This window comes from Streptomyces sp. CG4 (assembly GCF_041080655.1).
Taxonomy (GTDB): domain Bacteria; phylum Actinomycetota; class Actinomycetes; order Streptomycetales; family Streptomycetaceae; genus Streptomyces.
Window position 1 is genome coordinate 9,092,683 of the sequence record NZ_CP163525.1, and the last position, 25,024, is coordinate 9,117,706.

Genomic DNA, 25,024 nt, shown 5'->3' on the forward strand with positions numbered 1-25,024 from the left:
CCGCCCCCAGGGAACTAGTCGTCCGAAATATCGAATGCTGTGCGACATGCTGTGCGGAGGTCTACCGTAGAGGACTGACTCCTGGTGTCAATGGCGCGCGGGAGGCCGCAGCGCCGGGACGATACTCGCTGGACAACTCCCGGGCCGACGAGCACCGTTGATGCAATGGAGCAACAGAACATCTGGGATGCGGCCACCGCCCGGCGCTACGACACGCCCGGCGCCGGCATGTTCGCGCCGGAGGTCCTGGAGCCCGCGGTGACGCGCCTCGCCGAGCTGGCGGACGGCGGCGCGGCACTGGAGTTCGCGATCGGGACCGGCCGGATCGCCGTCCCCCTCGCCGAGCGCGGCGTCCCCGTCACCGGTATCGAGCTGTCCGAGCCGATGGTGGAGCAACTGCGGACCAAGGCCGACGAAGCAGCGATCCCCGTGGTCGTCGGCGACATGGCGACGGCTTCCGCCCCGGGGACCTACCACCTCGTCTACCTCGTCTACAACACGATCTCCAACCTCCTCACCCAGGCCGAGCAGGTCGAGTGCTTCCGCAACGCCGCCCGCCACCTCGCGCCCGGCGGCCGGTTCGTGATCGAGCTGTGGGTGCCCGAGCTGCGCACGCTGCCCCCGGGCACGTCGGCCACCGTGTGGCAGAGCGACGCCACATACATCGGGCTGGACACCTACGACGTCCTCACCCAGCGGGTCGTCTCGCACCACTTCCACTTCGACGGGACCGAGGAGGCCCGGCTGTACCGCAGTCCGCACCGCTACATCTGGCCCGCCGAACTCGATCTCATGGCCCAACTGACCGGATTCGAGCGGGAGTCCAGGCACGCGGACTGGGCGGGCACCGAGTTCACCGCCGACTCCCGCTCCCATGTCTCGGTGTACCGGCTGCCGGCGGCACGGTAGCCGGGGAGCGACCCGTCCGGCCGCTCAGGAAGGCAGCAGGCGCAGGGCGTACAAGGCCGCGCCCAGGTCGGCGAGGGCGATCGGGTCGGTGAGTGCCCGCCCCGTCAACTCCTCGATGCGGCGCAGCCGGTAGCGCACGGTGTTGGGGTGGACGAAGAGCCGCTCCGCGGCCCCGGCGGCCACCCCGCCCGAGGCGAACCAGTGGCCGAGGGTCTGCAGCAGCCGGGCGCGTTCCGCCTCGGGCAGCGCGAGGAGGGGCCCGAGGGAGACCTCGACCAGCCGGCTCGCCTCCGCCGGGGCCGCCGCGACCAGCATCGCCAGCGGGCTGTCGTCGAACCGGGTGAGGCCCGGCCCGTCGCCGGGCAGCCCGGCCAGGGCCAGCCGGGCGAACCGGAGCGCCTGCGGGGTGTCCCGCAGCGAGTCGAACCGGGGACTGACGCCGACCCGGGCGCGCCGGCGGCGCAGCGCCCGCAGGCTCACCGTCTCCGCGTCCCGGTGCCCGAGCGAGACCAGCCCGATCTGCTCGTCCGGCAGCAGTCGCCACACCGACGCCACCCCCGAGCGGCGCAGCGCCGCCTCGATACCGGACAGTGGCTCCTGGCCGGGATCCGGCACCGACGCCGCCACCACCGCGTACGGGCCGCGCTCGGGCAGACCGAGCTGCCGGGCCGCCTCCCACGGTGTCGTACGATCTGCGAGGGCGCCCGTGAACAGGGCCTCGGCCAGCGCCGAGCGACGGGCCTCGCGCTGCAGCGCCAGCTCCGCGCTCGCCTCGCGATAGGCGGCCGCCACCGCCTCCGCGTACCGGCCGAACAGGGCCCAGATCTCCGAGGAACCGGCTACCAGCTCGGCATCCGTCACCTCCGGATGTCTGCGCGCCTCGTCGACCACCTCCGACCAGAACAGCTCGAAACCGACCCGGTAGGCGTGCAGGGTGTCCGCGAGCGGCACACCCTGCTCGGCGCGGAGCCGTCCGGTCTGCTGAGCGGCCTTCACGTCCGGTTCGGCTCCGTCCGCGAAACGCCCCAGGAGCAGATCCGCGTTGTCCGCGCAGGACTCCCGCAGCGACGCGAAGGGGGTGAGCGAGTCGTCCGCGTACGACTCGACCTCCGCGCGGATGCGCTCGGCCATCCGCTCGCCCAGCTCCGGAAGGCGCGTACGCAGGGCGGCGCCCACATTCGACAGACCCATACCCGCAGCGTACGGCGTTCTGTTTGTTCCCAGGACCAACTTGGGCAGGGGCGAACTGTCGGCGTCACCATGGACCCCCGCGACCGTCCGGGCCACCATGCCGTGAGCGCCCACGACGGGACCCGTGAGCGCCGTGAGCAGGGGTGCGAGGAGGCATCATGGCCAATCTGGCGGAATTCCTGGTGGACACTGCGCGGCGCGCGCCCGACAGTCCGGCGCTGCGCCTGGGGACGGCGACCACCACCTATGCCGAGCTGGACCGGCTTTCCGCCCAGGCCGCCGCGCTGCTGCGCACCGAGGGCCTGCGCACCGGCGACCGGGTCGCCCTGATGCTCCCGAACGTGCCCGAGTTCGTCGTCCTGTACTACGCCGTCCTGCGCGCCGGCGGCATCGTCGTACCGATGAACCCGCTGCTGAAGGAGCGTGAAACCGCGTACCACCTGCGGGACTCCGGCGCCGTCCTGCTCTTCGAGTGGCATCGGGCACCCGGCGAGGGCGCCGCGGGCGCGGCCGCCGCCGGGGTCCGGCACCTGGCGGTCGAACCGGCCGCCTTCACCGTCGAACTGGCGTGCCTGGAGCCGCAGTTCCAGGTGACCGCCGCGGCCGGGGACGACATCGCCGTCCTGCTGTACACGTCGGGCACCACCGGCCGCCCCAAGGGCGCCGCGCTCACCCACGCCGGGCTCCGCCACAACACCGAGGTCAACGTCACCGAGGTCCAGCGGCTCACCTCCGACGACGTGATCGTCGGCTGTCTGCCGCTGTTCCACATCTTCGGGCAGACCTGCACCATGAACGTCGCCGTGTACAGCGGGGCGTCGCTGACCCTCGTCCCCCGTTTCGAGCCGGGTGCGGTGCTCGACGCCATCGCCCGGGACCGGGCCACCGTCTTCGAGGGCGTGCCCACCATGTACGCGGCGCTGCTCCAGCACCCGGGCGCCGCCGACACCGACGTGTCCAGCCTGCGCATGTGCATCTCGGGCGGCGCCTCCCTGCCGGTCGAGATCCTGCATGGGTTCGAGCGGCGCTTCGGCTGCATGGTGCTGGAGGGCTTCGGCATGTCCGAGACCAGCCCGGTCGTCTCTTTCAACCACCCCGACCGCCCCCGCAAACCCGGATCCGTGGGCACCCCCATCCGCGACGTCGAGGTCCGGCTGCTCGACGACAACGGCCGGGACGTCGCTCCGGGCGAGGTGGGTGAACTGGCCGTGCGCGGGCCCAACTTGATGAAGGGGTACTGGCACCGTCCCGAGGAGACCGCCGCTACCGTCCCCGACGGCTGGCTGCGCACCGGCGACATGGCGCGCCGGGACGAGGACGGCTATCTGTACATCGTCGACCGGAAGAAGGACCTCATCATCCGCGGCGGCTACAACGTCTACCCGCGCGAGATCGAGGAGGTGCTGCACGAGCATCCCGCCGTCGCCCTCGCCGCGGTCCTCGGCGTGCCCGACGAGCGGCTCGGCGAGGAGGTGGCGGCCGCGGTCGTCCTGCGCCCGGGAGCCGAGGCGGACACCGAGGAGCTGCGGGAGTTCGTCCGGGACCGGGTCGCTGCCTACAAGTACCCGCGCCGGCTCTGGCTGACGGACGCACTGCCCATGGGCCCCAGCGGCAAGATCCTCAAGCGGGAGATCAGCGCGCCGCTGTCCTGAGGGACAGAGGTCAGAGGTGAACAGGTCGTTCACAATAATCCGTTGACGCCATGTTGTGTGCGATCCCATGCTGATCTCATGTCATCGACCACTGACCGCACCGATCCCTTCACGCCCCCGCAGCCGGAGCAGGCGCGCGCCCAACGGGTGTACGCCTCGCTGCTGCGCATCGCCGAGCGGCATGCCGCGACGGACGAGCAGCGGCGCCGGCAGACACACCCGTCGGTCCTCGCGCCGCACGAGGCCGTCCGGCTCGTGGCCTTCCTGCTCAGCGGGGCCGCGCTGGCGGAGGACGGCGAACCGGAGGTGGACCACGCCGACATCACGGCCGCGCTGAGCCTCGTTCCACTGATGCGGGCGGAGATGGACGAACTGGAGGCCGGGCTCCTGCAGATGGCGCGGGGCCGGGGCATGACCTGGCCCGACATCGCCTTCGGCCTCGGCCTCGGCACTCCGCAGGCCGCCCGCCAGCGCTACGAACGACTCGCCGGCCGTACCGCTGTCGACGACGCGGACGCCGGGGCCGGGGCGGGGGCCGAGACCGGCTGACGCCGTCCTGTCCGCCGGTCCCGTCCGCGTTCTACCAGCGTTCTACCCACGTCCTATCCGCCGTCCGTGCCGAGGTGGCAGCACGATCCCCGGCGGAGGTGATCGGCCACGTCGAGCCAGGTCATCCCGGGCGGAGGCTCATGCGCACCGGACCGGTCGGACCGGTCGGAGCCGTGCGCGGACGTCAAGTCGGCCTGCTCGTGCGGGATTCCCTCGCGCACCACGACCGGGATGTCGACGAGGGTGTCGAAGTCGGAGAACGGATCGCCGTCGACGAGCGTCAAGTCGGCGATCCTGCCCTCCTCCACCGTGCCGAGATCCGCGTCGAGACCGAAGAGGCGGGCCGGCACGGTGGTCGCGCTGTGCAGAACCTCGGCGGGTGTGAAGCCGTGGGCGTGCAGGGCGCGCAGCGCCAGATGCAGGGAGAGGCCGACGGGGACCAGCGGCGCGTCGGTGCCCAGCGCGATGCGGGCACCCTGCGTCGTGAGGCGCCGGTAGTCGGCCATCTCGGTGGCGAGGGCCCGCTGTTGGGCCTCGGTGGGCGCGGTCCCGGCGTGGTTGCGTACGACGGCGACGTCCCAGGGCGGCATCAGGCGCGTCACGCGCGGATCGTTAGCCAGCCGAGGGTCGGCGGCGAGCAGGATCTGCGCCGAGAACGGTGTGATGATCAACGCGAAGGAGCCGTCGGCGTACTGCTGCACCAGATCCTGGCCGATGCGGCCGAGCGGGGTGGTGGCATGCCCGAACTCCAGGCGCTGGGTGGCCTGCAGATGGGTGGTCAGGCTCTGGCCCGCCGCCCGGCCGGGAGCGCACAGATGGCTGCCGCTGGGCACGCCGAGCGCCCGGGCGACCTCGGCGGCCTCGGCCATGACCTCGCCCGGGGCCCGCACATACGTCTTCACGAAGTCGACGTCCAGGGCCGCGGCGCGCCGGAACGTGCGCCGAACACCGCCGCGGGTGCGGTGGGCGCGGCCCATGCTGTACGCGGTGCGCGCGCCGTCGATGAGTTCGGCGCAGGCGAGCTGCCGCGGGCCGAGCAACTGCCCGGAGCCGGCCGCCTCGCGGAGCCGGACCGCCTCGTACAGCGGACTGCCCAGACAGGCCGTGGTCGTGATGCCGTACGCGAGCGCGGTGAGACTCTGCCGGGCGCCGTAGGTGGCCGCATACGGGTGGGTGTGGCTGTCGAAGAGACCGGGGACGACAGTGCGGTCCGAGGCGTCGACGGTGCGGTGTCCGGGGCGGCGGGCGCGGTGCGGTTCGACGGCGGTGATCCGTTTGCCGGTGACGAGGATGTCGACGTCGTGCCGCGGCGGCGCGCCGGTGCCGTCCCACAGCTGCCCGGCGTGGATCCGCAGCGGCTCGGCGGAACCGCTCGTACCTCGCCCGGTGGTCAGGCGGAGCGGGAGGGTGTGCGTCCGTGCGGTGCTGAGGGAGACGCGGCGAAGGCGGCCGTCGGACAGGTAGAGGAGGGCGTCGGACTCCGCCGACCAGCTGGGATGGTCGGCCGGTTCGTCGGTGAGCCGGCGTGCGGGACCGGCCGGGGTGCCGTCCGCCGTCACCGGCAGCAGCCAGAGCGCCGACTCGGCCACCAGCGCCATCCAGCGGCCGTCGGGCGACCAGACGGGCCCGGAGGCGACCCGGTCGGACAACGACTGGTGCTCGGCGGGCAGATGACGGCGTTCGCCGCCGGTGCGGGTGTCGATGACCCGGATGAGGTTGTATCCCTCGCGGAAGCGCTGGTTGAGCCGGTTGCGGTCGCAGAAGGCGACGTACCGGCCGTCGGGCGACCAGGTGGGCGCGCCGGGCGGCCCGTCGGTGGCCAGCGGCTTGGCGAACTGCTCCTCGGCGCCCGTGGCCAGGGTGCGCACCAGCAGGTTCCCGGTCACGTCCAGGCAGGCCAGGCGGGTACCGTCCGGCGACAGCGCGGGATACAGCCGCCCGCCGTCGGTCAACGGCTCGTCGGCGCCGCCGTCCAGCCGGTGACGGCGTACGGCCACCAGCCCGTCCTGGTCCGTGCAGTACAGCAGGCTGCGCCCGTCCGGCGCCCACGCGGGCATCTGCAGCAGGTGGACGTCGGCTGCCTGGAGCAGCTTGCGCGGTGTGCCGCCGACCGGCATCAGCCACAGGGCGTTCAGCGCCACGAAGGCCACACTGCGCCCGTCGGGGGACAGGACCGGCCGGTGCAGCCCGAGCACCGGAGCCGGCCGCTCCGGGGCGAGCGGACGCCGTGGCCGCCGCTCGGACGGATCGGGCACCGGCATCCGTGCGGTGAAGGGCACCTCCCGCATGGTGGAGCCGGCCGGCGAGCGGACGCGGATCCGGCCGTCGCCGACGTAGAGCAGCTCGTTCTCGCCCAGCCAGCACGGCGGCGCGGCCGCCAGGTCCTCGTCCGCCGTGACGATCTCCCCGTCGACCATCAGCCGCGCCGCGTCGGCCGGTAGCCCGGGGGTGCCCGAGCCCGTCAGATGCACATACGCGAGGCGCCCCGAGGGCGACACGGACGGGCCCACCAGCCGGCCCGAGGCCACCGTGTGCAGCACCTCCGCCGGGCCGCCCGTGACCGGTACCCGGACCAGCGACAGCCCGCCGTCGTTCCCGCCGCCCGGGGTGTGGGCGGCGCGTACGCACACCAGCGACCGCCCGTCGGCCGACCAGGCCGGATCGAAGTCCTCGTGGTCCCCGCCGGTGACCCGGTGCGGCCGGCCGTCGGCCAGGTCCAGCACCCACAGCCCGTAGGAGGAACCGGCGGTGGCGTCGCCGCCGCGTTCCGAGGAGAAGGCCAGCCGGGTGCCGTCCGGTGACCAGGCGACCCCGCGGTCGTCCCAGGGCCCGTCCGTCACCTGCCGCAGTCCGCCGCCGTCCGGGCGCAGCGTCCACAGATGGAAGCCGCCCCCGCGATAGCCGCACACGGCCAGTGTCTTCCCGTCCGGGGACAGGGCGGGTCGGGTCGCCTCCAGCTCCCAGCCCGTCACCTGCACGGCGCTTCCCCCGTCATGGGGCACGCGCCACAGCACCCCCTGCACCTCGGCGATCAACGCGCCGTCCGCTCGGCAGCCGGTCACCGAACCCCCGGTCATCCGGGTGTAGTCGAGGAACCGCCCGGCGTGGCTGACCTGCGCACCGGATGCCTCCGGCACCTCCACGGCCGCCGCCGCCCGCGCGGAGGCGCCGGCGACCAGCCCTGCCGCCGCCGTCCCGAGAAACCGCCGCCGATCGACGTTGCCGAAGTCCATCCCGTGTCCCTTCCTCCCGTTTCCGTCCAGCGAAGCGGCAGAGGTACGTCCCGCACCAGTACGCGATTTCGGCCACACCCGCCCCGTCCCACGCCCAGCGCAACGCCCGTACCGACCGGTGGTCACGCGGAGTCGCACCGGCACGGGCGTACGGGAGCAGCCGGCAGGGGAGTCGCCCGTGTCCCCGTCTCACCACCCCGTCAGCAGCAGATGGTTGAGGAGCAGGGCCAGGATCGCCTGGGCGGTGAGCCAGGCGCGGGGGCGGGGGAGCAGTGCACAGGCCGGGAGGAGCCACAGGGCGAAGGGCAGCCAGATGCGTTCCGTCTCCGCCTTGCTCAGGCCGGACAGGTCCGCGACCAGCAGGGCGAGCAGCGCGGCGGTGACGAGGAGGGCCAGCCGTGTCCGCGCCGGGTGGGTGCGGTCGGGGCGGGGGAGCAGCGCCGTGGTCGTCCGGCGCAGGCCCGCCGCCGTGGCCGGGCCGGTGATCAGCACGGTGCAGGCCAGGTTGGCCCAGACCCAGTAGCCGTAGGGGCGGGTGCCACCGACGCCCTGGTAGTAGCGCGTGACGAGCAGGTGGTACGCCTGCCACCAGTCGAAGCCGGCGAGCGTGAACAGCAAGGGGAACACGGCCAGTCCGGCGAGCAGGGAGAGGAGGAGGGCGGGGCGTTCGCGCAGTCCGGAGCGGCCGAGTGCGAGGACCGCCGCGGCGATCAGCGCGAACAGCGTGAGGCCGTAGGAGAGATAGCAGGTCAGGCCGAAGAGGAGGCCCGAGGCCGCCGCGCAGATGTGCGACCGGCGGGTCAGGGCCAGGGCGAACAGCGCCAGGGACCAGGCGGCGACGGCCGCGAAGTAGCCGTCGGCGGACGTGCCCTGCCACACCGCGGCCGGAGCCAGCACCAGGAACGGCGCGGCCCGGCGGGCGAGCGTCTCGTCGGCCAGCGCGCGCAGCGCGATCAGCACGGCCACGCATCCCGTGGCCCCCACGACGATGCACCACATCCCGGCCCAGCCGCCGCCCCGCAGCCCGATCCGGTCCAGCAGGACGAAGGTGAGCGTGGCGGCCGGCGGATGCCCGGCGATATGGGCGGGCCAGGGGTCGGGGGTGCCGCTGACGATGTGATGCGTGAAGTCGCGCAGGGTGGCCGGGATGTCGTGGAAGCGGCCGATGACCCGGAGATACTCGTTGCTGGTGGTCAGCCGGACCGCGATGCCCTGGTGCCAGCCGTCGATCAGGGCGAGCGACAGGATCCAGGCCAGGGCACTCGCCCAGGCCGCCGCGAGCAGCGTACGCCAGGGCAGCCGGGCCGCGACCGTGGGGCCGTAGGCCACGGTGGCCGCCGCCATCGCCAGGGCTGCCGGAGTGCCGGGCCCGACATGCGGGTCCCAGTCGGCGAACACCGGTGGCCAGTGGACGAACAGGGTGTGGCGGGTGTCCTGGATGTGCCGGCCGACGACGACGGCCGCCGTCACGAGCAGGGCGGCGGCACCGGCGGCGTACAGGTCGCGGCGGAGAGATCGAGTCACACCGGAACGCTAGGCCGGAAGATCGGTGACCGGCCCTCGTACGGGCAGGACGTCAGCGTTTCGTCACCGGTCGCGGCCCCTTTTCGGGGGGTGCCCCGGCCTACCGTCGGGACATGCGCGACCATTCCCGTCTTCCCACGTCCCCAGGCTTCTGGCGCAGCCCGCTGCGCGGCCCCTGGTTCACCTCGGTGCTCGGCCTCGTGCTGCTCGTCGGCATCACCGTGCTGTTCGTGACCGGTCTGGTGTCGTACGCCGCCTACAACCCGGGCCTGTCCCGGGTGAACGACCAGACACCGGACAAGGGCATCCTGGGCTTCTATCTGTTCGCCTGGCCCACCGGCCCGGTCTGGCTCTACCGGCTCAACCAGGGCGTCCATGTGACGCTCGGCATCACCCTGATCCCCGTCCTGCTGGCCAAGCTGTGGTCGGTGGTGCCACGGCTCTTCACCCTGCCGCCGGCCCGCTCGGTGGCTCACGCACTGGAGCGGATCTCGTTGTTGCTGCTGGTCGGCGGCGGTCTGTTCGAGTTCACCACCGGGGTCCTCAACGTCCAGCTGGACTACCTCTTCCCCGGCTCGTTCTACCCGCTGCACTTCTACGGGGCGTGGGTGTTCTTCGCCGCCTTCCTCGCCCACGCCGCGCTCAAGACACCGGCAGCGGTGCGCACCGTACGCAGCCGACGGCACGAGGAGAGCGACCTGGTCTCCCCGCGCCCCGCGCCGCCCACCGTGTCCCGGCGCGGCGCGCTGGGGCTGGTCGGCGGGGGTTCCCTGCTGCTGTTCCTGACCACGGTCGGACAGAGCCTCGGCGGGCCCTTCCGCCGTACGGCCCTGCTCGCGCCGCACGGCACGGCCGATCCCGGCGGCGGCCCGAACGGCTTCCAGATCAACAAGACGGCCGCCTACGCCGGCGTCACCGCGGCCGACACCCACGAGGACGCCTGGCGGCTCGTCGTCACCGGGCGCACCGGAACCGTCCGGCTCAGCCGCGCCCAGCTGCTCCAACTGCCCCAGCACAGCGCGTCGTTGCCCATCGCCTGTGTGGAGGGCTGGTCGACCGCCGACCAGTGGTGGCGCGGGGTCAGGCTGCGCGACCTCGCGGCGCTCGTCGGATACGACGGCGACCCGCCGGACGTGTTCGTGGAGTCCCTGCAACGGCACGGGGCGTTCCGCCGCGCGGCCCTGCGCGCCAACCAGGTGGCCGACGGGCGCTCCCTGCTCGCCCTGTACGTCAACGGCGAGGAACTCTCCCCCGACCACGGCCATCCGGCGCGGATCATCGTCCCCGCGGCACCCGGTGTGCTCAACACCAAGTGGGTGGCCCGACTGACCTTCGGAGACCTGTGATGCCGCGCCGCGTAACCCTGAAGCGCGTTCCTCTCGGCAGCCCCTTCCAACTGCTGCTGCTCGCCTGCTCGTTCGCGCTCGCCGCGTACGCCGGGATCCGGCTGCTCGCCGGTGACTGGCTCGGAGTGACGCTGTGGATCGTGGGCGCCGCCCTGCTGCACGACCTCGTCCTGCTGCCGCTGTACACACTGGCCGACCGGGCGGTCGCAGGCAGCCTCGGAGCGGCCGGACGGCGCGGCTGGACGCTCTACGTACGCGTCCCGGCGCTGCTGTCCGGACTGCTCCTGCTCGTCTGGTTCCCGCTGATCAGCGGCATGGTGGACGAGCCCTACCGGCTGGCCACCGGGCTCTCCCCGGACGGCTTCCTCACCCGCTGGCTGCTGATCAGCGCCGTGCTCTTCGGCGGCTCGGCGCTGCTGCTCCTGTGGCGGCTGCGCAGGGCGACGAAGCAGCGGCCGTCCGCGCCCCACTGAGCCACGGGCCGCCACCCGGCCCTGCGCGCGTACCGCAGCAGGGCCGGGGTGCCGAGGCGCGCCCAGGGGAAGGGGGCACCGGTGGCCCGGGGCGCGCCGGTGCTGTCGACGACCTGGACCCGGGCGCGTTCGTCGACGCGTCCCGGCACCGTCTCGGCGATCAGCAGACCGCCCGGACGCAGCAGCGCCGCCACCCGCTCCAGCAGGGCGGCCGGCTCCCCGCCGATGCCGATGTTGCCGTCCATGAGCAGCACGGTGTCCCAGCGGCCCTCGCCGGGCAGCGGCTCGAACACCGAGCGCCGCAGTGCTTGCCCGCCGAGCCCGACCGTGTGGTCGACGGCGGCCGCGCTGACGTCGATGCCGAGCACGGTACGGCCGCGGGCGGCCAGCTCGGCGACCAGCCGGCCGGGGCCGCAGCCCACGTCCAGGACAGCGCCCTCGCAGCGGTCCAGCACCGCCCGGTCCACGGTGTCCGCGTCGGCGCACCAGCGCTCCACCTCCAGCGGCAGCAGCCAGCCGTCGGCCCGGCGCAGGAACAGCGGGCCGCGGCCGGTGCGCAGCGCGGCCGCATAGGGGTCGGCGGCCGCCCAGGCGACGGAGGCGCCCATCACCGGACGACCGGCGTACAGCGGGCCAGCCGGGCGGCGAACCGCCCGTGCGGGGCCAGCGCGGCGACGGCGTGCGCGTCGGCGGCGGTGTCGACGTCCCGCAGCCGGGGCAGCTCGCGCGCCCGCAGCCCGGCGGCCAGCAGCCGCTGCCGCTGCACCGCCCCGGTCTCCGGCGTGGACATGGGCACGCCTCGCAGGAGCGCGGGGTCGGGCTCGGCCAGCCCCAGCGCCCAGAAGCCGCCGTCCTCGGCCGGACCGAGGTACGCGTCGCAGCCCGCGAAGTCCACGGTGAGCAACTCCGGCGTCACCTGCGGGGTGTCCATGCCGATCAGCAGGGCCGGTCCTGAGCAGTGCGCGAAGGCGTCCGCCAGCCGTTCGTCCAGCCCGCCCGCGCACTGCGGCAGCACCTCGAAGCCGGACGGCAGCCACGGTCCCGGCGCCCCGTCGAGGACGAGGACCCGCCGGGTCGCGGGCGCCGCCGCCACGGCGTGCAGGGTGTCGACGAGCGCCGCCTCCGCGAGGCGGGCCGCCTGCCGCGGGGTGAACGGCGGGGTGAGCCGGGTCTTGACCCGCCCCGGGAGCGGTTCCTTGGCGATGACGAGCAGCGTGGTCATCGTACGAGCCCCCCGTCGGCCGGGGTCTCGGCGAGCACGCGGCTCATGTCCCGCACCGCCTGCCAGGTGCCGCGCCAGGTGCCCGTCACCTTGGAGGCGCCGGTGCGCGGCCGGTAGGGCACGTCGTGCTCGGCGATGCGCCAGCCGGCGTCGGCCGCGCGGACCACCATCTGCAGCGGATAGCCGTTGCGGCGGTCGGTGAGGTCCAGCGCGAGCAGCGGCTCGCGGCGGGCGGCGCGCAGCGGGCCGAGATCGTGCAGGCGCAGCCCGGTACGGCGGCGCAGCATCCGGGCCAGTGCGAGATTGCCCACGCGGGCGTGCGCGGGCCAGGCACCCCGGCCCTCGGGCCGCCGTCGGCCGAGCACCAGGTCGGCCGCGCCCTCCCGGATCTCCCGCACGAACGGGACGAGCAGCGCGGGATCGAGGGAGGCATCGCAGTCGCAGAAGCACACGATGTCGCTGGTGGCCGCGGTCAGCCCGGCATGGCAGGCGGCACCGAAGCCGCGCCGCGGCTCGTGCACCACCGTCGCGCCGAGCGCGCGGGCGATGTCCGGTGAGCCGTCGGTGGAACCGTTGTCGACGACGAGGGCGCGCCAGCCGGCCGGAATCCGGCCGAGCACCCAGGGCAGGGCCTCCGCCTCGTCCAGGCAGGGCAGCACCACGTCGACGTCTGTTGAAAGGGTCGTCACGGTTTCACCCTACGAACGCGAATCGGGCATATCGGACTCATGGTCCTTACGAAACGCGGACGCCCGGCCCGCGGCGCACCGAGGCCGGGCGCGCGGTGCGACGCTTGAGGCATGCAACCGCTGTACGAGCCCCATGAGACCGGAACCGCAGGCGAGACGGCCCGGATCCTGGTCGTGGACGACGACCCGACCGTCGCCGAGGTGGTCACCGGATATCTGCACCGCGCCGGCCATCTGGTCGACCGCGCCGACGACGGCCCGACCGCCCTCACCCGCGCCGCCGCGCACCGGCCCGACCTCGTGGTGCTCGACCTGATGCTGCCCGGCATGGACGGACTGGAGGTGTGCCGGCGGCTGCGGGACCGCGGCCCGGTGCCGGTCATCATGCTCACCGCCCGCGGCGACGAGGACGACCGCATCCTGGGCCTGGAGGTGGGCGCCGACGACTATGTCACCAAGCCCTTCAGCCCCCGCGAACTGGTCCTGCGCGTGGAGTCGGTGCTGCGCCGCAGCCGCCCCGCCGCCACGGGGCACCGGCTGGCCGCGGCCGGACTCGCCCTCGACCCCGACGCCCGCAGGGCCACCAAGAACGGCGGCGAACTCGCCCTCACCCTCCGCGAGTTCGACCTGCTCGCCTTCTTCCTGCGCCATCCCGGCCGGGCCTACAGCCGCGAGGACCTGATGCGCGAGGTCTGGGGCTGGGACTTCGGCGACCTGTCCACCGTCACCGTCCATGTCCGCAGACTGCGCGGCAAGGTCGAGGACGACCCGGCCCGGCCCCGCCTGATCCAGACGGTCTGGGGCGTGGGCTACCGCTTCGAGCCCTCTGGGGCGGTGCTCTGACCATGCGCGACATCCTGCTCATCGCCCTCTACGCCTTCGCCGGCGCCGCGGCCGCCGGGGCCGCGGGAGCGGGCGTGCTGCGCCTGATCCGGCGCCGCTCGCTGACCGCCTCCGTCGCCGTGGTCGCGGCCGTCGCCGTCGGCGCGATGCTCGCCGGCACGCTCGCCGTGGCCTGGGCGATGTTCCTCTCCTCGCACGACCTCACGGTGGTCACCACGGTCGTGGCGATGGCGGCCGTCGTCTCCCTCGTCACCGCGCTGCTCCTGGGCCGCTGGGTGGTCGCCCGCAGCCGCGCCCTCACCGACGCCGCCCGCTCCTTCGGTGACGCCGGCGCCTTCGCCGCCCCGCACGGCCCCGCCACCGCCGAACTGGACGCCCTCAGCCGCGAGTTGGCCACGACCAGCGCACGGCTCGCCGAATCCCGGGAACGGGAGCGGGCGTTGGAGAAGTCCCGCCGCGAACTGGTCGCCTGGATCTCGCACGACCTGCGCACCCCGCTGGCCGGACTGCGCGCCATGTCCGAGGCGCTGGAGGACGGCGTGGCCGCCGACCCCGGCCGCTATCTCAAGCAGATCCGCACCGAGGTCGAACGGCTCAACGACATGGTCGGCGACCTCTTCGAACTCTCCCGCATCCATGCGGGCACCCTCCCGCTGAGCCCCTCCCGGATCTCCCTGTACGACCTGGTCGGCGACGCGCTCGCGGGCGCCGACCCGCTCGCCCGGGAACACGGCGTCCGGCTCGTGGGCGACGGCGTCGAACCCGTGCCGGTCGAGGTGGACGGCAAGGAGATGACCCGGGTGCTCGGCAACCTCCTGGTCAACGCCATCCGCCGGACCCCCGCCGACGGCACGGTCGCGATCGCCGCCGAACGCACCGCCGACGGCGTGGTGCTGTCCGTCACGGACGGCTGCGGCGGCATCCCCGAGGAGGACCTGCCCCGCGTCTTCGACACCGGCTGGCGCGGCACCGACGCCCGCACACCCCCGGCGGGCGCGGGCCTCGGCCTGGCGATCGTCCGCGGCATCGTGGAGGCCCACCAGGGCCGCGCCACCGTCCACAACATCCCCGGCGGCTGCCGCTTCGAGGTGACCCTGCCCGCAGCACCGTAGCGGGGTACCCACACCCCCCGGTAAACCGATCCACGGCCGCCTCAGGCAGACCCGTCCGCCGCGAACTCCCGCATCCCCTCCGCGAACCCGACCTGCGGCTTCCACCCCAGCGCGGAGCGCAGGCGGGAGGAGTCGGCCGTGATGTGCCGTACGTCCCCCAGCCGGTACTCCCCGGTGACCACGGGCTCCGGTCCGCCGCACGCGGCCGCCAGCGCCCCGGCCAGCTCGCCGACGGTACGCGGCTCACCGCTGCCGGTGTTGTACACCGTGAGGACACCCGGGGCGGCCTCCGCCTCCAGCGCCATCACGTTCGCCTCCGCCACGTCCCGGACGTGCACGAAGTCCCGCCGCTGCCGCCCGTCCTCGAACACCCGGGGAGCCTCCCCGCGGGCCAGCGCCGAGCGGAAGAAGGACGCGACCCCGGCGTACGGGGTGTCCCGCGGCATCCGGGGCCCGTACACATTGTGGTAGCGCAACGACACCGCCGACCCGCCCGTGCTGCGGGCCCAGGCGGCGGCCAGGTGCTCCTGGGCCAGCTTGGTCGCGGCGTACACGTTGCGCGGATCGGCCGGAGCGTCCTCGTCGACGAGCCCGGGGCTCAGCTCCGCCCCGCAGCGCGGACACAAGGGCTCGAACCGTCCCGCATCGAGGTCGGCGACGCTCCGGGGGCCGGGCCGTACGACCCCGTGCCGCGGGCATGCGTAACGTCCCTCGCCGTACACCACCATCGACCCCGCGAGCACCAGGCGCCGTACCCCCGCCTCCGCCAGGGCCGCGACCAGCACGGCCGTGCCGAGATCGTTGCGCGAGACGTACTCCGCCGCGTCGGCGACACCGTTGCCGAGCCCGACCATCGCCGCCTGATGGCAGACGGCGTCCACCCCGGCCAGCGCCCGGGCGACGGCTGCCGGATTGCGCACGTCCGCACCGGGATCCTCGCGGACGTCGTACACGAGCGGCTCGTGCCCGCGCGCCCGCAGCGCCTCGACGACATGGGACCCGATGAACCCGGCACCGCCGGTGACCAGTACACGCATACGGCCACGCTAGACGCGGACGGCACCGCTACCGGCCGACACGGCCGTCGCGTCACGACTCCGTAAGAGGTGGCCGCGCCCGGTGCGGCGGGGCGCAGGACTCGGGTGGGCTTCCGCGAGCGTTTCAAGAATCTCTGTCAACAACGTTGACTCCTGGGTACGGCGCCCTCACATTACCTTCCAGTAGAACCGTGAAGTAATAACGAGTTCCGGTACTTCCCCCTGCTCTGAGCCGCCGCATTCTCGTGCACCAGCACACGGGCGGGCATCGCCATGCCCGCCGCTCGGTGTCCCCATCCCGAGAACCCCGAGAACAAGGAGCCCCCTGCCCATGCTCAAGCCTGCCCTGCGCCGTGCCATCGCCGGAGCCTCCGCACTCGCCGGTGCGCTGACCCTCGGCCTCACCGCCGTACCCGCCCAGGCCGCCACCCCCCTGAACTACGTCGCCCTCGGCGACAGTTACAGCGCCGCCTCGGGCGTGCTGCCCGTTGACACGAGCAATCTGATCTGCCTGCGCTCCACGGCCAACTACCCCCACGCCATCGCCGCCCGCACCGGCGCCCAGCTGACCGACGTCACCTGTGGCGCCGCCCAGACCAAGGACTTCACCAAGTCGCAGTACCCCGGAGTCACCCCGCAACTGGACGCCGTCAGCGCGCACACCGACCTGGTGACATTCACGATCGGCGGCAACGACAACGGCACCTTCGTCAACGCCATGCTCGCCTGCGGCAGCGCGGGCGTCCTCACCGGAGGCCACGGCAGCCCCTGCAAGGACCTGTACGGCAGCACCTTCGACGACGCCATCGACGCCCACACCTACCCCGCGCTGAAGAGCGCGCTGCACGACGTCCGGGCCAAGGCGCCGGGCGCCCGTGTGGCGGTGCTCGGCTACCCGTGGATCACCCCCGCCGAGGCCGACCCGTCCTGCTTCGCCCAACTGCCCGTCGCCTCCGGCGACGTGCCGTACCTGCACGCCCTGCAGGCCCACCTGAACGCCGTGGTCGAGCGCGCCGCCGAGGAGAGTGGGGCGACGTACGTCGACTTCTCCCAGGCCTCCGAGGGGCACGACGCGTGCCAGGCCGCCGGCACCCGGTGGATCGAGCCGCTGCTGTTCGGCACGAACATCGTGCCCGTGCACCCCAACGCGCTCGGTGAACAGCGCATGGCCGAGCGCACCCTGAGCGTCCTCGGCCTCGACTGACCGATCGCCCCGCCGATCGTCCGCGACCCTGAGATCAGGCCCGTGCGCCGCCGCCCGCTGTCCGGACGATCCCGAGGTCGGCGCGCTGATCCGCGAACTCCTCGCCGACGGCGCGGAGTTCGCGGGGCTGCGGGCCGCGGTCGGCCGCGGGTCAGCTCCGCTGGAAGAACTCCACCTCGCCGACCGCCACCACACGCTGCCCGGTGAGTCCCGTGACCGAGCCCAGCACCAGCCGTACCTTCACCACGTCGTCGATCCCGGTCACGACGGTCTGGTTTCCCGCCTTGTCACTGAGGTCGATCTCCTTGTGGTGCACCGAGCCGTCCGCCGAGGTGACCTCCATGTCCATGCGCAGCGCCCGCGCCTCACGGGCGTACTCCTCGGGCTCCTTCGACGCGCCGTTGGTGATGATGAGGTCGACCATCCGGAACGGCTTGGCGAAGGTGTACGTGATCGAGGCTCCGGCCCCCGGCGCCCCCCAGTAGCGGTTGCTGAGCCCGTCGGTGGTGTTCTTCGCCGGATGCCCGGGCACCGCGGCGCTGGCGTGGATGCCCACCGGTGTGACGGCCTTGGGGGCGCTGAGCTTGTCCCGGGTGTCCTCGAACAGGGCGCGCCCGGCCGGGAGCAGGAAGAACCCGCCCACGCACAGCGCCAGGATCACGGCCAGCGTCACCAGCACCCGGATCCACCGCCCGGACCCTGCACGCACCCGGCGCCGGAACGGCCAGATCGTCCGCCACCAGGGCAGCGGGGCCCGATCCTCCGCCGGGGCGAGCGGACTGGCACAGCGACGGCAGAACCGCCGCCCCGGCGGATTGGGCGTCCCGCACACCCGGCACGGCACCCCGGACACCTCCTCCGGCTCCGCCACCGACCGCACGACAGGCCGCGGCGCGACCGGCTTCGCGGGCTGCACGGGGGCGGGCTGGGCGGGAGCCGGTTGCGGGGTCCGTGGCTGTGTGGGCGCCAGGGGCGAGGCAGGCGGATGAGCGGGGGCCGGCTGTGCGGCGGGTGGCTGGGCGGGGGCTGGGGGCGAGGCAGGTGGCTCTGCGGGGGCCGGGGATGAAGTGGGGGGCTGCGTCCGGGGTGACGACGAGGTGGGCGGGCGTTCGGGGCTCGGCTGCGAGGTACGCGATGGTGCGGGGGCCGACGGAGCCGCGGGCGGTTGTGCGGGTGCCGGCGGCGAGCTGGGCCGTTGTGCGGAGGCCGGGGGTTGTGCCGAGGCGGGTGGTGGTGCGGAGGCGGACGGTTGTGGCGTGGACGACGACTCGCCGCCGGGGCGCTCCGGGGGTGTCGCGGGCGCGGAGGAGCGGTCCGCAGCGCCGAGGTTGCCACGGGGTCCGCCGTCGGTGCCGGTCCGGTTGCCGCTGTGCGCATCGGTGCCGGTGCCGGTTCCCGCGGGAGTCCCGCGCTGTCCTTCGTCGGCTCGGCCCATGCGTCGGCCACCGTTCGCCCCGGCACCCACGTCACCCTCCGGTGCCGGTGCCGGTGCCGGAGCGGGTGCGGGTGCGGGTGCCGGTGTCGGTGTCGGCGCAGGCCTCGGATCGGCCTCCGCTCCCGGGCCGGCGGCCGCCGTCGGCCCGCCCTCCGACGGAGGCGTCGGCGTGGTCGTCGACGCGGACGTACCCCGCGAGCCCTCCTCGGACCAGCCCAGGTACGAGCCGCAGTTGCTGCAGAAGTCGTCGTCGGGGGCGTTGGACGCCCCGCACACGGGACAGGCGCGCATGGCGTCAGCTCCCTTCGTCGGTGGGCGGGCCGGGCAGGATCTCCACCCGGCACGGGACATGCACCGGGCACAGGGACCGGACGACCTCCCGGACCCGGCCCGCGTCCACCTCCGGATCGCGGCCCGGCCACACCCGGATCAGCACCGCGCCGGACGGTGCCGGCGGCAGCTCGGTGCCCGCGGTGGGGGACCACACCGCCCCGCCGTCGCCGACGACGTCGGCGTTCACCCCGAGGGTGAGCCGCAGCCGCTCCACCAGGCCGCAGCGGGTGCCGCGCCAGCGGTGCAGCTCCACCGCGCGGACCACCGCCTCCCGGCGCAGTTCCGCCGGCCACTCGCCGTCGTCGTCCGCACCCACCCACGACGCCAGCCAGGTCACGAAGTCCAGCGGCGCCACGCGGGGGTCGAGATACGCGGGCAGATTGTCGAGGGTCGCGAACACCGGGGCGAGGACGGTGTCCAGCCCGGCGGTGAACCGCTGCGCGAAGTCGTCGTCGGCGTAGAGCGCGGGCAGCAGCCCGCCGATCGGATGCCGGCTCGGCAGGCCGGGTACGGCGGCACGGCTCATGGGCGGGCCTCCGGCTCCCGGGGCTGTACGACGACCTGGTGCTGGTACGAGAAGACCAGCGCGCCCGCGGCCACGTCGATGCGGTCCACCGGAGTGCCGCGCCGCCCGGTGATCGGGTCGGCGGCGAACAGCCGGATCTCGTCCACCAGCGCGTTGCCGGTGGCGCGTTGCAGCAGCCCGAAGATCTCGCCGTACTGCACCGGCCGCCCGAACGGCCACCCGGTGCCGTCCGGCCCGCCGTCCAGCGGGTTGAGGTACCGGAACAGCTCGGCGAGGGCAGCGTCACGCACCCGGTCGGTGTCCTCGGGCGCCGCCGCGAGCCGGGCGACGACCGTGACACCCTGGTACACGGGAGGCTCCACCACCAGCCGGGTGCCGATCAGCCGCCGCTCGTCCAGGCTCTCGGTGATCGCGGCGAGCACCTGGTCCGAGGGGATCAACTGCTCGAAACGGAGCCGGTCTCCGTCGTCCGGCACGGCGTCCGGCACCACCAGCACCCGTACCGCGCCCGCTCCGTCCGCCGCGGGCAGACAGCGCACCCGGCGCACCGAGGGCGCCGCCTGCCGGCTGATGATCTCGTAGTCCTCGGCGGTCACCGCGCGCTCCTGCATGCGCAGCGCGTCCGGCGCCCGCAGCTTGGCGTTGGCGATCGTCTCCCCGTCCACCCCGCCGCGCGCCGCCTCCCGGTTGGTGACGCGGGCGATGTACGGCACGGAACTGCGCAGCACGGAGATCGCGCCCCGCGCCACGTTGCCGGCCGGGCCGCCGCCGGTGCGGTAGCGGGACACCCGGATGTGGGCGCCCTTCTCGGGCACCGCGCCGCACAGCCGGAGCGTGCCGTCCGCCTCGCGCAGGGCCGGCGGGAAGGTGAACTCGCCGGTGGTCGCGTCGACTCGGACATGCCGGTCGTCGGGACGGGAGCGGCCGAAGTGCTCCACGACGCTCCAGCGCTGCCAGCCGTCGGCCGACGAGACCTCCACCGCGGGCGGCTCGCCGTCCAGCAGCACCGGCGGGCGGCCGAGCCGGAACGTCTGCCCCGGCACCCCCTCCGACGTGCCGAGCGGCACGTCCGTGACGGTCTCGGCGTGCTCGACGGCGATGGTGCCGCCGACCGTGAACACGGATGCCTCGCGCACCGTCGGGGACTCCGAGTAGAACGGCTGGCCCGGCTCCGGCTCGGTGACCCGGCAGCGCAGCCAGCCCCCGCGCGTCCCGCCGATCACGGACGCCGTGTGCCCGGCGGGGACGTACACGATCACCTCGCCGGGCCGGTTCAGACCGCCCGTCGTGTCCGAGCCGGTCTCGCACACCTGCCAACGGCCGCCGTCCCAGGCCTCCCACACCAGCGGCGGCTGACGCGGGTCGACGCCGACGCCCTCCACCCGGCTGTCCAGCCGTACGGCGACGATGCAGCGGGGTACGGCGGTGGGCAGCCCGAACAGCAGCGCGTCGCCCGGCTCGGGCGCCGCCTGGAAGCACCGGACGTCGCGGCCCTCGGCCAGCTCACCGGTCCGGTCGGCCTGGTCACCAGTGCGGGGCGCGGTCACCAGCCGGATCAACTCGCTGGGGATGACGCGCAGTTCGTCAACGGTCGCGAACACCACGGGCTCCTCGGTCTCGCCGTCCGCCGTGGTCACCTCCGTGCCGGCGGGCAGCGTCACCGTGTCGGGCTGCGGCGCCGACAGCCAGAAGTCGACCTCGGCCCCGGCGGCCGCCGGTGGAAACAGCCGGATGCCCAACAGGTCCAGAAACGCGGTGTAGTTCTTGTCCGGCACCCGGTTCAGCCGGTACAGCAGCTGGTCCACGAGATACGCGAAGGTCTCGATCAGGGTGACACCCGGATCGGAGACGTTGTGGTCGGTCCACTCCGGGGCGCGCTGCTGCACATACCGCTTCGCCTCGTCGACGAGTTGCTGGAACCGCCGGTCGTCCAGGTTGGGGGAGGGCAGGGCCATCAGTCCGCGACCGCTTCCTCGGCCCCCTCCTCGGAGGGGATCGTGTAGAAGGGAAACACCAGGTTGCGCCGGTCGTTGGTGGAGCGCACCGTGTAGCGCACGTCGATGTAGAGGGTTCCGTCGTCCACCGCGTCGAAGGCCACCACCACGTCGTCCACGGTGATCCGCGGCTCCCACCGCTCCAGAGCCTCCCGCACCTGCTGGGCGATCCGCCCCGCGGTGGCGCCGTCGCCGGGCGCGAAGACGTAGTCGTGGATGCCGCAGCCGAACTCCGGGCGCATCGGGCGCTCTCCGGGCGCGGTGCCGAGCACCAGCCGGATCGCCTCCTCGATCTCCCGCTCCCGCTCCACCATGGCGATCCCGCCGGTCGGCCCGACCCGCAGCGGGAACGCCCAGCCGCGCCCGATGAACCGGTCGCTCATCACAATCCCCCGATCAGCACGTTCAGGGCGCCGATCTGGATCGTCGCGCCACAGGCGGTGGTGTCGCCCGCCCGCGCGGCCGGCAACCCGCCGATGAGCACCTCGCCCGAGACGAGCGCGGCAGGGTTGGGCAGGATCACATTGGCCGGGCCCAGGGCGGCGTGCGGGGGCATCACACAGGTGTGCAGGCTGCCCACGACGGCGGCGGGCCGGCCGCCGATCAGCACACGCGCCACCGCCATGGCTGCGCCGGGCGGCGGGGTGGCGATCACACCCCCATGGCTGGTGGGGTCGCCGGTACGGGCTGCGGCGGGCATGCAACTAGCTCCTCGAAGGGGTCACGGCCCTCAAGGGCCTGGGGAAATGGAGAAGTTGACGATAGGTCAGTTGATGCGCACGCTATCCGCCTTCAGTACGCCGAGCAGTCCGCCGTCGAGCGTGAGGTCCGTCTGCCCGGACACGTTCACCGAACGCCCGCCGACCCTGACCGCGTTGGTGCCGTCGATCTCCACGGTGCCGCCCTTCACACTGACCTTGCCGGTCTTCGCGTCGAGCGTGATGCCCTGGGCGTCCAGCAGCACCGAGGACAACGCCCGTCGGCCACCGGCCGCGTACACCGTCACCTCGATCCGGTTGTTCCGGTCGTCCAGCAGCACCTCCAGCCGCTCGTCCGCGGTGCGCAGGCGTACCCCGGACGGTCCCGTCGGGGGATCCAGCAGCTCCAGCCGATGCCCCGAACGCGACACCACCGAGCGGCGGTTGACCTTGCCGCTGGTCCTGTCGACCAGCGGAACGTCGTGCGGCGAGGGCCGGTCCACGCCGTTGTACAGACCGCCGATGACGTACGGGCTGTCCAGCAGGCCCTGTTCGAAGCCGACCAGCACCTCGTCGTTGACCTCGGGGCTCACCACACCCCCGCCGCCCTTGCCGCCCCACTGCACCGTACGCACCCAGTCGGTCACATAAGTGTCGTCCAGCCAGGGGAACTTGAGCCGGACCCCGCCGCTCTGCGCACCGCCCGGCTCGCGCACGTCCGTCACCACCCCGATCGCGAGGCCCGGCATGCGCGGGCCGCGCCCGGGCGCGTTCGCGCCGGTCACCAGGCCGGCCAGGGACCGGTCCGGGCTGGCGCTCACCCACACCGTGGTCCGATAGCCGCCGTGCGGCTCCAGGCTGTGCTGCACGGCCGTGGCCGTGTACCGGCCGGAGAACGAGGGCCCCACGTTGCCGAGCGCGACCGGCTTGCCCGCCCGCAGCCGCGGATTGCCCTCGGCCACGGCCTCCAACTCCCCGAAGCCCGCGCTCACATGACCGGCGACCGCGGTGGCGACCGCGGTCGTCTCGGCCTGCGTACGGTACGGCGTGTCCGTCACCGTCAGTTTCGCCGACTTCCCGAACCGGGCGCCGAACTGCGGGGCGAGGCCGGGCAGTACGGTGTCGCTGGTCACCGACTGCTGCCGGGCCACCAACGGAGTCTTGGTGGTGACGTCCCAGCCGCGCACCTCGACCTGGGACGCCCCGTCCGCACCCGACAGCGCGGCCCGCAGCGCCAGCAGATTCCGCCCGTACTCCAGGACCATCGGGCTCTGCGTGGCCGGCGTCGACGGCGCGGGCGCACCGGAGGCCTTCTCGGGCTTGGTGAACTGCAGCACGCCCTTGTCGTCGACCCGCACCTGCGCACCGCTCTCGCCCGCCAGATACTGCAGGAAGTCCCAGTCGGACACGTTGGCCTGCGACAACTGCTTGAACGTGACCGGTGCCGCCTCCACCTTCCCGCACGGCAGCCCCGCCCCGGCGGCCACCTTGCGGACGATGGCCGCGGCCGTCATGTTCCGGTACGCCACCACCTTCCGCCCGCGCTGCAGTCGGTGCGCGACGGAATAGGCGCGTACGACGGTGAACGACCCGGTCGAGTCCCGGTCGATCTCCACGGCCGTGACCTCGCCGTTGAACAGCCGCTCGCGTGCCTGCCCGGCCACCGTCACCACCGACACCCGCAGCGGGGTGCCGAGCGTGATGCCGGTCGACTTCAGGAACTCGTTGTCGGGATCGCGATAGGTCAGTACCGCGGCATCCGGCAGGCCCACGTTCTCGTCCACCACACAGCTCACCAGCTGCGCCGCCCAGATCCGCGGCAGCTCGCCGGGGGCCTCCACGACGGGGTCCGCCGCGAAGGACCGGCCTCCCCGCGCCTCGGGTGTGGTCACCGCTCCTCCTCACCGCCCGCGTCCCCGAGCGCCGGCACCACCAGTTCGGTGCCGGGCGCCAGGGCCAGCGGGTCGTCGATCCCGTTCGCCTCCGCGATGACCCGCCACGCGGTCGCGTCGCCGTACTCCCGCCAGGCCAGCAGCGCGAGGCTGTCCCCGGCCACCACCGTGTGCGTGCTGCGGGCCGTCCGCGCACCCGAGGTGGGGTTCTGCCCCGGCGGGTCGACGCTCGCCTCCTCGATCGACAGCGCACAGGTCGCCCGCAGCGGTTTGCCGTCCACGTCGAACAGCGAGTACGTCACCGACAGGCTCGACAGCACCCCGTCGAACGACGTCGTCCGCGCCGTACCCCACTCGAACCGCACCCAGGGACTGGCCGGCTTCTTCCGCGCGAGGCTCGCCGGGCTCGGCACACACGCCTTCATCAGCGTCTCGACCGCCTGCTCCACCGAGTTGTCGTGCTTGGAGGTCGCGTCGAGGAAGACCTCCAGACTCAGCTCCCGCGGCCCGCTGCCCACGAACTCCGGCAGCGCCGACTGCCCGGCCATCCGGGACGGGCTGCGCCGCCACTCGGTGGTCTTGCGCAGCTGGAGCGTGTTGGGATTGAACTGGAGGTTCAGTCGCGCGATCGTCCCACCGGGCTTCGCGCCGACCGCCGCCGGGGGTTCCTTCAGGGTCAACTGGGCCCTGGCCCGGCTGGTGCGAACGGCAGGCATCAGGAAGGCCTCAGTCCCTCGTGGGCGATCTCCAGAGTTTCCACCGCGGCCTGCGAGGACGACGGGTCGAACGACGGCCCCTGCCAGCGCACCGGCACGATGCCGAGCACCTGCCAGCTGATGATCCGGGTCAGATCCGGTTTCAGCGCCACGATCTCCCCGTCCTTGGGCTCCACGCGCCGCAGCGTCTCGTCCAGCCAGCGGCCGATCTTCGCCGTGTCGGCGGTGACCGGCCGGGTGAGGGTGATGTTCGACCAGGTGACCCGGCCGGGCAGCTGCCAGGTGAAGCCGTTGTTGCCGCCCTCGGCGTAGCTCTCCATCTCGACCTCCGCCCCCATGCCGGAGCAGGTGTGGAAGGCACCCAGGTCGTTGCCGCCGATCGCGAGCCGGAAGAACACGCTCGTCGCGAAGATGTTGTCCGTCATCCCTTGGCCATCCGTTCCCTG

Annotated in this window: 22 protein-coding genes; 7 read left to right on the forward strand and 15 right to left on the reverse strand. The window is 73.5% G+C overall.

All coding sequences use genetic code 11. From position 1 onward, the window contains the following. Window positions 1-165: 165 nt before the first annotated feature. A complete protein-coding gene (locus tag AB5L52_RS41940) occupies window positions 166-909 on the forward strand; it encodes a class I SAM-dependent methyltransferase (RefSeq protein WP_369368372.1) in 744 nt (247 codons plus the stop codon). Window positions 910-933: 24 nt separating this feature from the next. Here the strand turns inward: AB5L52_RS41940 and AB5L52_RS41945 are convergent, their stop codons facing one another. Continuing rightward, window positions 934-2,100, reverse strand: coding sequence for a helix-turn-helix domain-containing protein (locus AB5L52_RS41945; RefSeq protein ID WP_351570192.1), 1,167 nt, complete (start codon window positions 2,098-2,100; stop codon window positions 934-936). A gap of 158 nt (window positions 2,101-2,258) precedes the next feature. On the opposite strand from AB5L52_RS41945, the gene AB5L52_RS41950 reads away from it, so the two are divergent. Beyond that, complete coding sequence (locus AB5L52_RS41950) at window positions 2,259-3,752, forward strand: long-chain fatty acid--CoA ligase (RefSeq protein WP_351023457.1); 1,494 nt, start codon at window positions 2,259-2,261, stop codon at window positions 3,750-3,752. 78 nt (window positions 3,753-3,830) lie between these two features. Next, window positions 3,831-4,301 carry a DNA-binding protein gene (locus AB5L52_RS41955; RefSeq protein ID WP_351023459.1) on the forward strand — a complete coding sequence of 157 codons (471 nt, stop codon included), beginning with the start codon at window positions 3,831-3,833 and terminating at the stop codon, window positions 4,299-4,301. A 53-nt stretch (window positions 4,302-4,354) separates the two neighbouring features. Here the strand turns inward: AB5L52_RS41955 and AB5L52_RS41960 are convergent, their stop codons facing one another. Both AB5L52_RS41960 and AB5L52_RS41965 read right to left on the reverse strand, forming a co-directional pair. Then, window positions 4,355-7,534, reverse strand: coding sequence for an amidohydrolase family protein (locus tag AB5L52_RS41960; protein ID WP_369368373.1), 3,180 nt, complete (start codon window positions 7,532-7,534; stop codon window positions 4,355-4,357). A 189-nt stretch (window positions 7,535-7,723) separates the two neighbouring features. After that, window positions 7,724-9,058 carry a hypothetical protein gene (locus tag AB5L52_RS41965; RefSeq protein ID WP_369368374.1) on the reverse strand — a complete coding sequence of 445 codons (1,335 nt, stop codon included), beginning with the start codon at window positions 9,056-9,058 and terminating at the stop codon, window positions 7,724-7,726. Window positions 9,059-9,171: 113 nt separating this feature from the next. Between AB5L52_RS41965 and AB5L52_RS41970 the strand changes: the two genes are divergently transcribed. Next, window positions 9,172-10,404 carry a molybdopterin-dependent oxidoreductase gene (locus AB5L52_RS41970; RefSeq protein ID WP_351023467.1) on the forward strand — a complete coding sequence of 411 codons (1,233 nt, stop codon included), beginning with the start codon at window positions 9,172-9,174 and terminating at the stop codon, window positions 10,402-10,404. A gap of 328 nt (window positions 10,405-10,732) precedes the next feature. Here the strand turns inward: AB5L52_RS41970 and AB5L52_RS41975 are convergent, their stop codons facing one another. From AB5L52_RS41975 to AB5L52_RS41985, 3 genes are read right to left on the reverse strand one after another with little or no spacing between them, the layout of a single operon-like run. After that, on the reverse strand, window positions 10,733-11,485 hold the full coding sequence (locus AB5L52_RS41975) for a class I SAM-dependent methyltransferase (protein ID WP_369368375.1): 753 nt from the start codon (window positions 11,483-11,485) through the stop codon (window positions 10,733-10,735). Continuing rightward, complete coding sequence (locus AB5L52_RS41980) at window positions 11,485-12,099, reverse strand: DUF2064 domain-containing protein (RefSeq protein WP_369368376.1); 615 nt, start codon at window positions 12,097-12,099, stop codon at window positions 11,485-11,487. Before AB5L52_RS41980 ends, AB5L52_RS41975 begins: the two co-directional genes overlap by 1 nt. Next, complete coding sequence (locus AB5L52_RS41985; protein ID WP_351023473.1) at window positions 12,096-12,788, reverse strand: glycosyltransferase family 2 protein; 693 nt, start codon at window positions 12,786-12,788, stop codon at window positions 12,096-12,098. Before AB5L52_RS41985 ends, AB5L52_RS41980 begins: the two co-directional genes overlap by 4 nt. A gap of 111 nt (window positions 12,789-12,899) precedes the next feature. On the opposite strand from AB5L52_RS41985, the gene AB5L52_RS41990 reads away from it, so the two are divergent. After that, on the forward strand, window positions 12,900-13,631 hold the full coding sequence (locus AB5L52_RS41990; RefSeq protein ID WP_351023475.1) for a response regulator transcription factor: 732 nt from the start codon (window positions 12,900-12,902) through the stop codon (window positions 13,629-13,631). 2 nt (window positions 13,632-13,633) lie between these two features. Continuing rightward, the gene (locus AB5L52_RS41995; protein WP_351578702.1) at window positions 13,634-14,743 is read left to right on the forward strand and encodes a HAMP domain-containing sensor histidine kinase; all 1,110 of its coding nucleotides are present in this window, start codon (window positions 13,634-13,636) and stop codon (window positions 14,741-14,743) included. Between the two features lie 41 nt (window positions 14,744-14,784). Here AB5L52_RS41995 and AB5L52_RS42000 read toward each other — a convergent pair whose 3' ends face one another. Beyond that, window positions 14,785-15,780, reverse strand: a complete 996-nt coding sequence (locus AB5L52_RS42000) for an NAD-dependent epimerase/dehydratase family protein (RefSeq protein WP_369368377.1) — start codon at window positions 15,778-15,780, stop codon at window positions 14,785-14,787. 331 nt (window positions 15,781-16,111) lie between these two features. Between AB5L52_RS42000 and AB5L52_RS42005 the strand changes: the two genes are divergently transcribed. Next, window positions 16,112-16,984, forward strand: a complete 873-nt coding sequence (locus AB5L52_RS42005; RefSeq protein WP_351023480.1) for an SGNH/GDSL hydrolase family protein — start codon at window positions 16,112-16,114, stop codon at window positions 16,982-16,984. Window positions 16,985-17,135: 151 nt separating this feature from the next. On the opposite strand, the gene AB5L52_RS42010 is transcribed toward AB5L52_RS42005, so the two are convergent. The 8 genes from AB5L52_RS42010 to AB5L52_RS42045 all read right to left on the reverse strand — a co-directional run bounded on the left by AB5L52_RS42010 (window position 17,136) and on the right by AB5L52_RS42045 (window position 25,003). Continuing rightward, window positions 17,136-17,855 (reverse strand): zinc ribbon domain-containing protein, encoded by a 720-nt coding sequence (locus AB5L52_RS42010; RefSeq protein ID WP_369368378.1) that lies wholly within the window; start codon window positions 17,853-17,855, stop codon window positions 17,136-17,138. Window positions 17,856-18,714: 859 nt separating this feature from the next. Continuing rightward, entirely contained in the window at window positions 18,715-19,278 is a 564-nt protein-coding gene (locus tag AB5L52_RS42015) for a phage tail protein (RefSeq protein ID WP_369368379.1), read from the reverse strand. After that, on the reverse strand, window positions 19,275-21,233 hold the full coding sequence (locus AB5L52_RS42020) for a putative baseplate assembly protein (RefSeq protein ID WP_369368380.1): 1,959 nt from the start codon (window positions 21,231-21,233) through the stop codon (window positions 19,275-19,277). Before AB5L52_RS42020 ends, AB5L52_RS42015 begins: the two co-directional genes overlap by 4 nt. Next, window positions 21,233-21,655 (reverse strand): GPW/gp25 family protein, encoded by a 423-nt coding sequence (locus tag AB5L52_RS42025; RefSeq protein WP_351023490.1) that lies wholly within the window; start codon window positions 21,653-21,655, stop codon window positions 21,233-21,235. The genes AB5L52_RS42020 and AB5L52_RS42025 overlap by 1 nt, the downstream gene beginning before the upstream one ends. After that, complete coding sequence (locus tag AB5L52_RS42030) at window positions 21,655-21,972, reverse strand: PAAR domain-containing protein (protein WP_351023493.1); 318 nt, start codon at window positions 21,970-21,972, stop codon at window positions 21,655-21,657. Before AB5L52_RS42030 ends, AB5L52_RS42025 begins: the two co-directional genes overlap by 1 nt. Window positions 21,973-22,038: 66 nt before the next feature. Further along, the gene (locus AB5L52_RS42035; protein ID WP_369368381.1) at window positions 22,039-23,862 is read right to left on the reverse strand and encodes a VgrG-related protein; all 1,824 of its coding nucleotides are present in this window, start codon (window positions 23,860-23,862) and stop codon (window positions 22,039-22,041) included. Continuing rightward, a complete protein-coding gene (locus tag AB5L52_RS42040; protein ID WP_351023652.1) occupies window positions 23,859-24,581 on the reverse strand; it encodes a LysM peptidoglycan-binding domain-containing protein in 723 nt (240 codons plus the stop codon). Before AB5L52_RS42040 ends, AB5L52_RS42035 begins: the two co-directional genes overlap by 4 nt. Beyond that, entirely contained in the window at window positions 24,578-25,003 is a 426-nt protein-coding gene (locus AB5L52_RS42045; protein WP_351023498.1) for a phage tail protein, read from the reverse strand. The genes AB5L52_RS42040 and AB5L52_RS42045 overlap by 4 nt, the downstream gene beginning before the upstream one ends. Window positions 25,004-25,024: the final 21 nt, after the last annotated feature.